This window comes from Streptomyces bambusae, from assembly GCF_019400985.1.
GTDB classification, from domain to species: Bacteria; Actinomycetota; Actinomycetes; order Streptomycetales; family Streptomycetaceae; genus Streptomyces; species Streptomyces bambusae_A.
The window spans coordinates 1-12,630 of the sequence record NZ_WTFF01000219.1 but is presented as its reverse complement, the minus strand read 5'-3'; the positions used below and the strand labels follow the sequence as shown (position 1 = coordinate 12,630).

11 protein-coding genes, 1 pseudogene and 1 riboswitch are annotated in these 12,630 nt (G+C 73.1%); of the genes and pseudogenes, 10 read left to right on the top strand and 2 right to left on the bottom strand.

Annotated features, from left to right (window positions below; translation table 11 throughout):
• Positions 1–657: pseudogene (locus GPJ59_RS25390) on the top strand (serine/arginine repetitive matrix protein 2); the annotation flags it as partial.
• 44 nt (positions 658–701) lie between these two features.
• Here the strand turns inward: GPJ59_RS25390 and GPJ59_RS25385 are convergent.
• Positions 702–1,232, bottom strand: coding sequence for a carboxymuconolactone decarboxylase family protein (locus GPJ59_RS25385; RefSeq protein ID WP_219670016.1), 531 nt, complete (start codon positions 1,230–1,232; stop codon positions 702–704).
• A gap of 46 nt (positions 1,233–1,278) precedes the next feature.
• Here GPJ59_RS25385 and pdxR point away from each other — a divergent pair, with 46 nt between their 5' ends.
• From pdxR to GPJ59_RS25360, 5 genes are all read left to right on the top strand, one after another.
• Positions 1,279–2,673 (top strand): MocR-like pyridoxine biosynthesis transcription factor PdxR, encoded by a 1,395-nt coding sequence (gene pdxR / locus GPJ59_RS25380; RefSeq protein WP_219670015.1) that lies wholly within the window; start codon positions 1,279–1,281, stop codon positions 2,671–2,673.
• Positions 2,674–2,809: 136 nt separating this feature from the next.
• Entirely contained in the window at positions 2,810–3,916 is a 1,107-nt protein-coding gene (locus tag GPJ59_RS25375; protein ID WP_219670014.1) for a hypothetical protein, read from the top strand.
• 126 nt (positions 3,917–4,042) lie between these two features.
• Positions 4,043–4,342, top strand: a complete 300-nt coding sequence (locus tag GPJ59_RS25370; RefSeq protein WP_219670013.1) for a hypothetical protein — start codon at positions 4,043–4,045, stop codon at positions 4,340–4,342.
• Positions 4,343–4,347: 5 nt separating this feature from the next.
• A complete protein-coding gene (locus GPJ59_RS25365) occupies positions 4,348–5,538 on the top strand; it encodes a glutathionylspermidine synthase family protein (protein ID WP_219670012.1) in 1,191 nt (396 codons plus the stop codon).
• A gap of 316 nt (positions 5,539–5,854) precedes the next feature.
• Complete coding sequence (locus GPJ59_RS25360; protein WP_219670011.1) at positions 5,855–6,565, top strand: hypothetical protein; 711 nt, start codon at positions 5,855–5,857, stop codon at positions 6,563–6,565.
• A gap of 176 nt (positions 6,566–6,741) precedes the next feature.
• Here the strand turns inward: GPJ59_RS25360 and rocD are convergent, their stop codons facing one another.
• Entirely contained in the window at positions 6,742–7,971 is a 1,230-nt protein-coding gene (rocD, locus tag GPJ59_RS25355; RefSeq protein ID WP_219670010.1) for an ornithine--oxo-acid transaminase, read from the bottom strand.
• A 112-nt stretch (positions 7,972–8,083) separates the two neighbouring features.
• Positions 8,084–8,174, top strand: a riboswitch (ZMP/ZTP riboswitch).
• Between the two features lie 38 nt (positions 8,175–8,212).
• On the opposite strand from rocD, the gene glyA reads away from it, so the two are divergent.
• The 4 genes from glyA to GPJ59_RS25335 form a co-directional block, all read left to right on the top strand.
• The gene (gene glyA, locus GPJ59_RS25350; RefSeq protein ID WP_219670009.1) at positions 8,213–9,478 is read left to right on the top strand and encodes a serine hydroxymethyltransferase; all 1,266 of its coding nucleotides are present in this window, start codon (positions 8,213–8,215) and stop codon (positions 9,476–9,478) included.
• Between the two features lie 281 nt (positions 9,479–9,759).
• Positions 9,760–10,770, top strand: a complete 1,011-nt coding sequence (gene trpS / locus GPJ59_RS25345; RefSeq protein WP_219670008.1) for a tryptophan--tRNA ligase — start codon at positions 9,760–9,762, stop codon at positions 10,768–10,770.
• Between the two features lie 126 nt (positions 10,771–10,896).
• Positions 10,897–11,493, top strand: a complete 597-nt coding sequence (locus tag GPJ59_RS25340; RefSeq protein ID WP_219670007.1) for a 2'-5' RNA ligase family protein — start codon at positions 10,897–10,899, stop codon at positions 11,491–11,493.
• Between the two features lie 170 nt (positions 11,494–11,663).
• On the top strand, positions 11,664–12,630 hold a 967-nt coding region (locus GPJ59_RS25335; protein ID WP_219670006.1), incomplete at its 3' end, for a YihY/virulence factor BrkB family protein.

Genomic DNA, 12,630 nt, shown 5'->3' with positions numbered 1-12,630 from the left:
GCCCTGTGGTTCGTCCAGCGCGACGCGCCGGACCCGCAGGCCCGGGAGTCGCAGGGCACGGAGCTCTCCCTCGCCCCGGACTCCTCCGGGCCGGGTGCGGGGTCGGCCACGGCGTCGCCGTCGGGGACCGGCGGGACCCCGACCCGCTCGGGGACGGGGTCGCCTCCGGCTTCGGGCACGGCCTCCGCCGCGCCCGGCGGCACGGCGGAGGCCGAGGCCCGCGAGGTCGTGTCCGACCGCAAGGGCTTCGCGGTCGCCGTGCCCACCGGCTGGACCCGCGAGGAGGCCGGCTCCGTCGTCTTCTACCGCTCGCCGGACCGGGCCGCCCTGATCCAGGTGTTCCGGGTGACCGAACCGGAGCTCAGCCCGCTCGACGCGGTGCGCGGCGCGAGCGCCGACCTGCGTACGCGCACCGACGCGTTCACCGAGATCAGGATCGGCCCGGTCCCGGACGGGTCCGGCGCCGCGGAACTCGTCTACGAGTACGACAACGAGGAGTCACGCGGCCGGCGCCGCGGCGTGGAGCGGGTCCTGCTCGCCCCCGACGGACGCACCAAGTGGGCGGTCCTCACGGCCGGCCCGGCCTCCGAATGGACGCTCACCCAGGCCCGCCACGCCGCTGCCCTGCGCGCCTTCCGCCCGGCGGACACGCCGTAGCCCGGTCCGGGCTCCGGCTACGAAGCCCGGAGCCCGGACGCGGCTCAGACCTTGTACTGGCCCGGCGTGTAGTGCCCCGGAACCATCCGGGTGGTCACACCGATGCGGTTCCACACGTTGATCGTCGCGATCACAGCGATCAGCTGGGCGAGCTCGGCCTCCTCGAAGTGCTTCGCCGCCTTCTCGTACACCTCGTCCGGCACGAAACCTCCCCCAGACTTCGTCCGGGAGGTGCCCCCAGTCAGCACCGTCACGGCCTCGGTCAGCTCGATCGCCGCGAGCTCCTTCTCCGTGTAGAAGTGCCGCGACTCCTCCCAGGCGGCCAGCTGCACGATCCGCTCGACGCTCTCGCCCGCGGCGACGGCGTCCTTGGTGTGCATGTCCAGGCAGAAGGCGCAGTGGTTGAGCTGCGAGGCGCGGATCTTGACGAGTTCGACGAGGGAGGGGTCCAGCCCCTTCCGGGAGGCGATCTCCAGGCCGAGCACGGCCTTGTAGACCTCGGGGGCCACCTTGGCCAGGTGCATGCGCGGCGTGTGCTCGGGTGCGTATCCGGTCTTTTCGGTGTTCGTTGGCATGAACTCACCGTATGGACCAGGCGTACCGGCGATATGGTCCATATCCATGACGGAATCCTGGGCCACTTTCGGAGCCGACCTGCACCTGGAACCCGTCGCGGGCCGCGGCCTGCGGGCAGGGCTCGCGGAGGCGCTGCGGGAGGCGGCGCGCAGCGGCCGGCTCGCGCCCGGCACCCGGCTGCCGTCCTCGCGTATCCTCGCCGCCGACCTCGGCATCGCGCGCAACACGGTGGCCGAGGCGTACGCCGAACTGGTCGCGGAGGGCTGGCTGACCGCCCGCCAGGGCTCCGGCACCCGGGTCGCCGAACGGGCCCGGCCGCGCAGGCCCGCCACCGTATCCGCCCGCCGTCCCGCGCGCGGCGGCGGCCCCTCGTACAGCCTGCAGCCCGGTTCCCCCGATCTGGGCGCCTTCCCCCGCACCGCCTGGCTGTCGGCGGCCCGCAAGGCGCTCGCCCAGGCGCCGAACGAGGCCCTGGGGTACGGGGACCCGCGCGGGCGGATCGAACTGCGCGAGGCGCTCGCCGGCTATCTGGCGCGGGCCCGCGGGGTGTACACGGACCCGGAGCGGATCGTGCTGTGCTCCGGCTTCGCCCACGGGCTGATGCTGGTGGGGCGGATGCTGCGGGCGCGGCGGGTGCGGGAGCTGGCGGTGGAGTCGTACGCGGTGTGGGTCCACCGCAAACTGCTGGCGGACGTGGGGCTGCGGACCGTGCCGCTGCTGCTGGACGGGGCCGGGGCGCGCACGCAGGACCTGGCCGGGCTGTCGGCGGGCGCGGTGATGCTGACGCCCGCCCACCAGTTCCCCACCGGGGTCGCGCTGACCCCCGAGCGGCGGGCGGCGGCCGTCGACTGGGCGCGCACGACCGGCGGCCTGATCCTGGAGGACGACTACGACGGGGAGTTCCGCTACGACCGCCAGCCGGTGGGCGCGCTCCAGGGCCTGGACCCCGACCGCGTGGTCTATCTCGGCACGGCCAGCAAGTCCCTGGCCCCGGGCCTGCGGATGGGCTGGATGGTGGTGCCGCCCGGGCTGCTGGACGAGGTGGTGGCGGCGAAGGGGCGGGCGGACTGGACGTCGAGCGCCATGGACCAGCTGACGCTGGCCCAGTTCCTGTCGTCGGGGGCGTACGACCGGCACGTACGCGGCATGCGGCTGCGCTACCGGCGCCGGCGGGACCAGCTCGTGGCGGCGGTGGGCGACCGGGTCCGCGTCTCGGGCATCGCGGCCGGCCTGCACGCGGTCCTCGACCTGCCGCCGGGCACGGAACGCACGGTGCTCCAGGCGGCGGCCTGGCACTCGCTGGCCCTGGAGGGCCTGTCGATGTACCGCCACCCGGACGCCGACCTCCCGCCGCGCGACGCCCTCGTGGTGGGCTACGCGACACCGTCGGACAGCGCGTGGGGGCCGACGCTGGAGGTGCTGGGGGCCACGCTGCCGTGAGCCGGCCGGACCGCGCAGAGCCCTGACCACGGAGCGCGACGTGCTCGGCCGACTGGTCGCCGAGACGGTCGACGGCCGCCGGCCGGCTGTGTCAGGACCGGCGTAGCCTCGGTGCCGGACTGCCATGGAGGACCGCATGACCCGCACGACGCCCCCACGCCCGGTCGACATCGAGGCCGTCTTCCCGGCCCTCGCCGGCCACCGGCGGACGAGCACCCGGCTGCACCCCCGGCGGGGAACTCCGAAGGCGGAGGACAGCTCGGTCGCGGGCCCGTTCCTCTGGCCGGCCGGTGAGCCGTGGCCGGTGTGCACCGCCGTCCACCCCAAGGGCACCGGCCACCTGCTGGCCGACGTACGCCGCGAGCGGCGGATCCTGGAGGAGGCGCGGGGGCGGGAGTACACGGAGGACGAACGCCGCACGCTCGACGCCATCGCGCCGGGCCGGCACGCGCCCGGACTCCAGGACGAGGACCCGATCCCGATGCTGGCCGTCGCCCAGCTGTACGCCCGGGACGTCCCGGACCTCGCCGGGCCCGAGGGCTGCGACCTGCTCCAGGTCTTCTGGTGCCCCTTCGAGGTCCACGGTCCGGACCGCACCATCGACGTGGTCCTCACGTGGCGGCGCGCGCAGGACGTCGTCGGCGAGACCTTGGCCGGGCAGCCGGAGCCGTTGGTCGTCGGCAGGGCGGAATGCGTGCCCAACACCTGTGTCCTGCACCCCGAACAGGTCGTCGAGCACGAGTACCTGGGCCTGCTCGGCGAGGACCTCCAGGAGGAGATCGCCGACTGGGAAGAGCGCCTCCTCGACGAGGACGAGGACGAGGACGAGGACGGGGACGGGGACGACGCCTACGACTCCTCCCCGGCGCCGAGCTACGCCACCGAGGAGGAGTACGAGGCCGCGATGGCCGCGGCGCGGGCCCAGGAGGAGTACGAGGTCGACTACATGGGCGACCTGTCGATCGCCCCGGGCTGGAAGGCCGGCGGCTTCGCCTCCTGGCACCTGACCGATCCCGCACCCGTGGACTGCACGTCCTGCGGCACGCCCATGTCGCCGCTGCTCACCGTCGACAAGGGGGAGTGCGACGGCGGGTCGGAGAGCTGGCTCCCGGTCGAGGACCGCGCGTCCGCCGCGGACCCGGCCGTGAAGGACCCGGTCGGCGTCTACCTAGGCCGTGGCCTGATGCGTGTCCACACCTGCCCGGCGGACCCGTCGCACCCGCACCGGCTCAGCTTCCAGTAGTCGCATATCGCCCTGACCGGTACCAAACGACTCTCGGCCACGACGGTATGCGGCGGCCGGATTCCATCCCCCGCGGCCACGGGCCTAGGCTGTCCGCCAGTACGCCGTCAGGGGGAGCACTCGGACATGGACAACAGCACTGGTGCGACGAAGCACCGCAAGCGGTCGGGCACCGTCGTGCTCGGCGGGATGGGCCTGCTCGCGGCCAGCCTGGTCGCCTGCGGCAGCAGCAACGAGCCGGACAAGCGCTGCGCGGACCGGGCCACGCTCAACCAGCTCTCCATGAAGGAGTGCAAGAAGGGCGGCCGCGGCTCGTACTACTACGGAGGCTCCGTCTCCGCCGGCAAGGTCTACGGCGGCAGCTTCGACAAGGCCGCCGTCCAGCGCGGCGGCATCGGCGGCGGCTCCTCCTCCAGCGGCGGCTGACCGCGGTGCAGCGCCACACCATCGAACCGCGGGACGGCTGGCAGAAGACCGTCGAGGAGCAGGGGCTCATCTACCCGCTCACCCGCTACCCGGACGACTCGCTGCGCCCCTACTGGGACGAGAGCGCCTACTACTCCTTCTCGCTGCCCGAGGTCGAGGCGCTGGAGGAGGTCGTGGAGGAACTGCACGCCATGTGCCTGGCCGCGGCCGCGCACATCGTCGAGCAGGACCGTTTCGCGGACCTCGGCATCACCGACCCGCGGGTGAAGGAGGTCGTCGCCGAGTCGTGGCGGCGGCGCGCCGAACAGCCGTCGCTGTACGCGCGCTTCGACCTCTGCTACGACGGCACCGGCCCGGCCAAGCTGCTGGAGTACAACGCCGACACGCCCACCTCCCTGGTGGAGGCGGCGAGCCCGCAGTGGTTCTGGATGGAGGAACGCTTCCCCGGGGCCGACCAGTGGAACTCCCTGCACGAGCGGCTCGTGGACGCCTGGCGCCGCCAGGCGGAGCTGCTGCCGCCCGGCCCGGTGCACTTCGCGCACTCCGAGGCGGACGAGCTCGGCGAGGACCTGATGACGGTCGCCTACCTCCAGGAGACCGCCGATCAGGCCGGTCTGGAGACCGAGGCGCTGGCGGTCGAGAGCATCGGCTGGGACCGGCTGTCGGGGCGGTTCGTGGACGAGCGGCTGCGCTTCATCCGCAGCTGCTTCAAGCTCTACCCGTGGGAGTGGCTGGTCTCCGACGAGTTCGGCCCGCAGGTGCTCGGCACGATCGACCTGGGCGGCGGTTCCGGTTCCACCTGCTGGATCGAGCCGGCCTGGAAGATGCTGCTGTCCAACAAGGCGCTGCTGGCGATCCTGTGGGAGCTCTTCCCCGACCACCCGAACCTGCTGCCCGCCTACCTCGACGGACCGCGCGAGCTGGCGCGGACGACGGGCTACGCCGCCAAGCCGCTGCTCGGCCGCGAAGGCGCCGGGGTCACCCTGCACGAGGTGGGCGGTGAGCCGTACGCCGCGGCCGAGGGCGCGGACCCGGTCTGCTTCCAGGCCCTGGCCCCGCTGCCCGACTTCGACGGCAACCGGGTGGTGCTCGGCGCGTGGGTGGTCGAGGACGAGTCGGCCGGGCTCGGCATCCGCGAGTCCTCCGGTCCGGTCACGGACGAGTACGCGCGGTTCCTGCCCCACGTCATCCTCTGAGGCCCCAGGCCCCAGGCCCCAGGCCCCAGGCCCCAGGCCCCAGGCCCCAGGCCCCAGGCCCCAGGCCCCAGGCCCCAGGCCCCAGGCCCCAGGCCCCAGGCCCCGGGCCTCTGCGGCCGGGCGTGGCGGGCGTGGCGGGCGTGGCGGGCCGTACGGCGTGCCGTGATCCCGCCCCGGGGCTAACCTGGGACAGGACGCCTCTCGGCGCGGCCGCGTTCGGCCCGTCTTCCTCCCCGCGCATCGCGCAGCGCCCCCTTTGCGCGCCCGCGATGCCTTCACGTCTCGTCGAAGCTTTCCCGGCAAGGAGGGGAAAAGCATGAATCGGCATGCTCGTCACGCACTCCTGACCCCGCTTCTGGTCTCCGCGGTCGCCGTGCCGCCCGCGATGGCCGCCCAGGCCGCGCCCCTCGGGGTGGCCGCTCCCGGCGCGGTGCCGCAGGCGGTCTGCAAGCTCGTGGTGGCCACCGGTACGAACCCCGTCGAGTTCGATCTCCAGCTCACCGGTTTCAGGGCGGGGCAGCAGGTCAGGGTCGAGGGCCCGGAGACTTTCACCCGCACCGTCAGCGCGTCGGGTTCCGTCACGGAGGAGGACGTGAAGAAGGGCTCCTACACCGTGATCGTCCGCGGGGACAGGAACAACAGGGGAATGACCGTCTCCTGCAGCAAGCCGCCCAGGACACCGCCACCGCCCGCCACCGGGGCCGCCCGGGTCTCGGCCGTCGACATCACGGGCGCCTCGACCAGTCCTGCCGAGGTCGACTGCAAGGTGCCGCAGAACGTGACGTTCACGGGCAAGATCACGGGCACGGGCACCGGCGAGGTCTCCTACACCTGGACCTCCGGCGGCAGGCAGACGACGCCGAGCGTGAACTTCACCGCCCCGGAGACGGCGACCGCCACCTTCGTCGTGAAATCTCCCACGCGCGCAGCGCCTACGGACCCGGCCCCCAAGGTGGAGGCCTCGCTCAAGGCGGGCAGCGCGTCCGACAGCGCGGGGTTCACGCTCAAGTGCGCTCCCGGCACGTGACCGATCCCCGCACCGCTCCCGGCACGTGACCGATCCCCGCACCGCTCCCGGCCGTTGACCGGTTCCCGCACCGCTCCGGCCGCCTGACGGCCGCCTGTACCGCTCCGGCCCCCGGAGCGGTACAGGCGCGCGTGTCCGCCGGGGGAAGGTTCCCCGACGCGCCGATGGGCGGCGCGCTAAGCGGTCAGGACCGCGCGGAGCTGGTCCAGCCCCCAGTCCAGGTCCTCCTTGGTGATCACCAGGGGCGGGGCGATCCGGATCGTGGCGCCGTGGGTGTCCTTCACCAGGACGCCGCGCTCCATCAGGCGTTCGGAGACGTCCCGTCCGGAGCCGTGCCCGGGCGCGATGTCCACCCCCGCCCACAGCCCGCGGCCGCGTACGGCGGTCACCGTGCCGGCGCCCACCAGCAGGCCCAGCTCGTGGTGCAGGTGGTCGCCGAGCTCCGCGGCGCGCTGCTGGTACTCGCCGGTGCGCAGCATCGCGATCACCTCCAGGGCGACCGCGCAGGCGAGCGGGTTGCCGCCGAAGGTCGAGCCGTGCTCGCCCGGTTTGAAGACCCCCAGCACGTCGCGGTCGGCGACCACCGCCGAGACCGGGACCACGCCGCCGCCGAGGGCCTTGCCGAGGATGTAGACGTCGGGGACCACGCCCTCGTGCTCGCAGGCGAAGGTCTTCCCGGTGCGGCCGAGGCCGGACTGGATCTCGTCCGCCATGAACAGCACGTTCCGCTCGCGCGTCAGCTCGCGTACGCCGGCCAGGTAGCCCGGCGGCGGGACCAGGACGCCGGCCTCGCCCTGGATCGGCTCCAGCAGCACGGCCACGGTGTTCTCGGTGACCGCGGCCTGCATCGCCGTCAGGTCGCCGTACGGGACGATCTCGAAGCCGGGCGTGTAGGGGCCGTAGTGGTCGCGGGCCTCGTGGTCGGTGGAGAAGGACACGATGGTCGTCGTACGGCCGTGGAAGTTGTTGGCCGCCACGACGATCTTGGCGTGGCCGTCCGGGACGCCCTTGACCTCGTACCCCCACTTGCGGGCCGTCTTGACCGCCGTCTCCACGGCCTCGGCCCCGGTGTTCATCGGCAGCACCATCTCCTTGCCGCACAGGGCGGCGAGCTCGGCGCAGAAGGCGGCGAAGCGGTCGTGGTGGAAGGCCCGGGAGGTGAGGGTGACCCGCTCCAGCTGTGCTCTGGCGGCGTCGATCAGCCGGCGGTTGCCGTGGCCGAAGTTGAGCGCCGAGTACCCGGCCAGCATGTCGAGGTAGCGCTTGCCCTCGACGTCGGTCATCCACGCGCCGTCCGCCGTCGCGACGACCACGGGGAGCGGGTGGTAGTTGTGCGCACTGTGCGCGTCGGCGGAGCGGAGGGCTTCCGCTGTGGTGGGTGACGTAGCGGGTGTTGTAGTCGACACGGGGTCTCCGTTCGTCCGTCCTGGCCGTGAGTGACGAGGGTGACGTCACTTCTATCGTCGCTCGGATACCGGACGGAGAAACCTTCCGCATGACGCGGCCGCTAAGGTGATGGGTACGCACGGCGACTGGCGTACGGGGAACCAACTCCGGGGGAGTCGTGCGCGCAGATCCGCAATCAGGGCCGCCCGCCTGGGCCCCGCGGGGTACGACACGACCTCGACCCCGACAGGAGCCGCCGCCATGACCGCGCGCCGTCATCCCGCCCTCGCCGCCGCCGACCCCGCCCTCGCCGAGCTGGTCGCCGCCGAGGAGCGCCTCCAGGCCGACACCCTGCGCCTGATCCCCAGTGAGAACTACGTGTCCGCCGCCGTGCTGGAGGCCTCGGGCACCGTCCTGCAGAACAAGTACAGCGAGGGCTACCCCGGCCGCCGCTACTACGAGGGCCAGCAGAACATCGACCGGATCGAGGCGCTGGCCGTCGAGCGGGCCAAGGGCCTGTTCGGGGTGGACCACGCCAACGTCCAGCCGTACTCGGGCTCGCCCGCGAACCTGGCCGTGTACCTGGCCTTCGCGCAGCCCGGCGACACGGTGATGGGCATGGCCCTGCCGATGGGCGGCCACCTCACGCACGGCTGGGGCGTCTCCGCGACCGGCTCGTGGTTCCGCGGCGTGCAGTACGGCGTCTCCGCGCAGACCGGGCTGATCGACTACGACGCCGTGCGCGACCTCGCGCTCGCCGAACGCCCGAAGATCATCTTCTGTGGCGGTACGGCCCTGCCCCGGACCATCGACTTCGCGGCCTTCGCCGAGATCGCCCGCGAGGCCGGCTCGGTCCTGGTCGCCGACGTGGCGCACATCGCGGGCCTGATCGCGGGCGGCGCGCACCCCTCGCCGGTGCCGTACGCGGACGTCGTCTCCACCACGACCCACAAGACCCTGCGCGGCCCGCGCGGCGCGATGCTGATGTGCCGCGAGGAGCACGCGAAGGCCATCGACAAGGCGGTCTTCCCGGGCCTGCAGGGCGGCCCGCACAACCAGACCACGGCCGGTATCGCCGTCGCTCTCCAGGAGGCGGCGCAGCCGTCCTTCACCGCGTACGCGCACGCGGTCGTGGCCAACGCCAAGGCGCTCGCCGCGGAGCTGCTCGCGCGCGGCTTCGACCTGGTCTCCGGCGGTACGGACAACCACCTGATCCTGATCGACCTGACCGGCCAGGACGTGCCCGGCAAGGTCGCCGCGAAGGCGCTGGACCGGGCCGGCATCGTCGTGAACTACAACACCGTGCCGTTCGACCCGCGCAAGCCCTTCGACCCCTCGGGCATCCGGATCGGCACCCCGTCGCTGACCTCGCGGGGCCTGACCCCCGGGCACATGCCGCAGGTCGCGGAGTGGATCGCGCGCGCGGTGACCGCGGCGCGCACCGCCGACGAGTCCGCCCTCGCGGTGGTCCGCAAGGAGGTCGCGGACCTCATGGCGCAGTACCCGGCGCCGGGCCTGCCCCTGTAGCGCTGCCTGCCTGCCTGCCTGCCTGCTGCTGCCTGCATGCCTGCCGCCTGGCTGCTGCCGCCCGCCTGCTGCCGCCGGTGCGGGCAGGGGCGCGGGCAGGGGCGCGAACCGGTCGCCCGACCGGGGCGTATTCCGGCCGCGCGGCTACTGTCCGGTACCTGGGCACCGCCCGCCCCTCCCGGGGGCGGGCGGTGTGATCCGGGCCTCACCGGCGCCGGATCGCCGCGTGCTTCCGGCCAGCGTGGACCCTGCACAGCCACCGCACCTGCGAGAATGGCCCCATGGCCAACCGTCCTCGCGCGCTCTCCGGTATCCAGCCCACCTCCGGTTCGTTCCACCTCGGGAACTACCTCGGAGCCATCCGCCAGTACGTCGCCCTGCAGGAGACGCACGACTCCTTCTACATGGTGGTCGACCTGCACGCGATCACCGTGCCGCAGGACCCGAAGGACCTGCGCGCGAACACCCGGCTCTCGGCCGCCCAGCTGCTCGCCGCCGGCCTCGACCCCGAGCGCTGCACCCTGTTCGTCCAGAGCCACGTCCCGGAGCACGCGCAGCTCGGCTGGGTCATGAACTGCCTCACCGGCTTCGGCGAGGCCAGCCGCATGACCCAGTTCAAGGACAAGTCGGCCAAGCAGGGCGCGAACAACGCCACCGTCGGCCTCTTCACGTACCCGATCCTCCAGGTCGCGGACATCCTGCTCTACCAGGCCGACGCCGTGCCCGTCGGCGAGGACCAGCGCCAGCACATCGAGCTGACCCGCGACCTCGCCGAGCGCTTCAACCAGCGCTACGGCCAGACCTTCACCATCCCGGCGCCGCACATCGTCAAGGAGGTCGCCAAGATCTACGACCTCCAGGACCCGATGGCCAAGATGTCGAAGTCCGCGGGCACCCCCAAGGGCCTGATCAACCTCCTCGACGAGCCCAAGGTCACCGAGAAGAAGATCAAGAGCGCGGTCACCGACACCGAGGCCGAGATCCGCTTCGACACCGAGAAGAAGCCCGGCGTCAGCAACCTGCTCACGATCTACTCCACCCTTACGGGCGAGACCATCGCCGCCCTGGAGGAGAAGTACGAGGGCAAGGGCTACGGCGCGCTGAAGACGGACCTCGCCGGCATCGTCGTGGACTTCGTCACACCGTTCCGCCAGCGCACCCACGAGTACCTGGACGACCCCGAGACGCTGGACTCGATCCTGGCCAAGGGCGCGGAGAAGGCCCGCGCGGTCGCCGCCGAGACCCTCGCCCAGGCCTACGACCGGCTCGGCCTGCTGCCCGCCAAGCACTGACACCCGCCTGACACAGCACCGTCGCGGCACATGCGACCTGCGCCACTGGCCGATCGGGGGGTGCTGGCCCCACACTGGGGGTCGGCGCACCGCCGCACAGGCCGTCCACAGACCGAGGAGACATACGTGGGGACCGTAACGCTCGGCGTTTCGATCGCGGTCCCGGAGCCGTACGGCAGCCAGCTCCAGCAGCGGCGGGCCGGCTTCGGGGACGCCGCCGCGCACGGCATCCCCACGCATGTCACCCTCGTGCCGCCCACCGAGGTGGAGCCCGGCCGGCTCCCGGCGGTCCGGGCGCACCTGGCCGAGGTGGCGGCGGCGTTCCGTGCCTTCCCGATGCGGCTGGCCGGGACCGGTACGTTCCGGCCGCTGTCGCCCGTGGTCTTCGTCCAGGTCGTCGAGGGCGGGGCGGGCTGCACCCGGCTCCAGGGCCTGGTCCGCGCCCCCGAGGGGCCGCTCGACCGGGAGCTGGCCTTCCCGTACCACCCGCACGTGACCGTCGCCCACGGGATCTCCGAGGAAGCGATGGACCTCGCCTTCGCCTCCCTCGCCGACTACGCGGCGGAATGGCTGTGCGCCGGCTTCGGGCTCTACGAGCAGGGCTCGGACGGGGTCTGGCGCAAGCTGTGCGAGTACCCGTTCGGCACCGGCCCGACCGGGGCGACGGGCGTGCCGGCACAGCTCGGCGCTCCGGCCGACGAGACGGCCGTACGCCGCCCCTGAGGGACCTGAGGCCCCCGCGGCCCCTGGCGGCGGCGCAGCGCCCTGCGGGCGGCCAGGGCGCGGAACCGGAGCCTGCGCAGGACCAGGTCATGAAAAGTCACAGTGGACGACCGTAGCGCCCGAAGCGGGCAATCCAGGCTATTTCCGGCACCTGAATTACGGTGATCCCCATGGACTGGCTGACCAGACTGCCTGTGATCGGGCCGGTGGCCGCGTGGCTGATGCGGACCCGCGCCTGGCACGCGTACGAGCGCCTCGACCGGGTCCACTGGAGCCGGCTCGCCGCCGCCGTCACCTTCATCAGCTTCCTCGCGCTCTTCCCGCTGATCACCGTGGCCGCCGCCGTCGGCGCGGCCCTGCTCAGCCGGCAGCAGCTGGACGACCTCCAGCGCAAGCTCGCCGAGCAGGTGCCCGGCATCTCCGACCAGCTGGACCTCGAAGCGCTCGTCGCCAACGCCGGCACCGTCGGCCTGGTCGCGGGCGCCCTGCTGCTCCTCACCGGCATCGGCTGGATCGGCTCGATGCGCGACTGCCTGCGCGCGGTGTGGGAGAAGGACGACGAGGACGAGGGCAACCCGTTCGTGCGCAAGGGCAAGGACGCCCTGGTCCTGGTGGGCCTGGGCGCGGTGGTGCTGGCCTCGGCGGCCGCCTCCACGGTCGGGTCCAGCGCGGTGGGCCGGCTCGGGGACCTGCTCGGCATCCCCCGGGAGGGGGCGGGGGGCTGGCTGCTGCGGTCCGGGGCCTTCGGCGTCGGCGTGCTGGCCGCCTTCCTGCTCCTGCTGTACCTGCTCACGCTGCTGCCCGGCGTGGAGCCCGGGCGGCGCCGCCTGATCGAGGCGGCGCTCCTCGGCGCGATCGGCTTCGAACTGCTGAAGCTGCTGCTCAGCGGCTACATCCAAGGGGTCGCGGCCAAGAGCATGTACGGCGCCTTCGGCGTGCCGGTGGCGCTGCTGCTGTGGATCAACCTGACGGCGAAGCTGCTGCTGTACTGCGCCGCCTGGACGGTGCCGGAGGACGCGGAGGCCCCGGCCGCCGCGGAGACCGAGGACGCGGAGGCCGGGGACGGCGGGGCCGGGCGCAGCGGGGCCGGGGCGGCCGACGGCGGCCCCGGCCGGTCGGTCACTCCGCCGGCGGGGT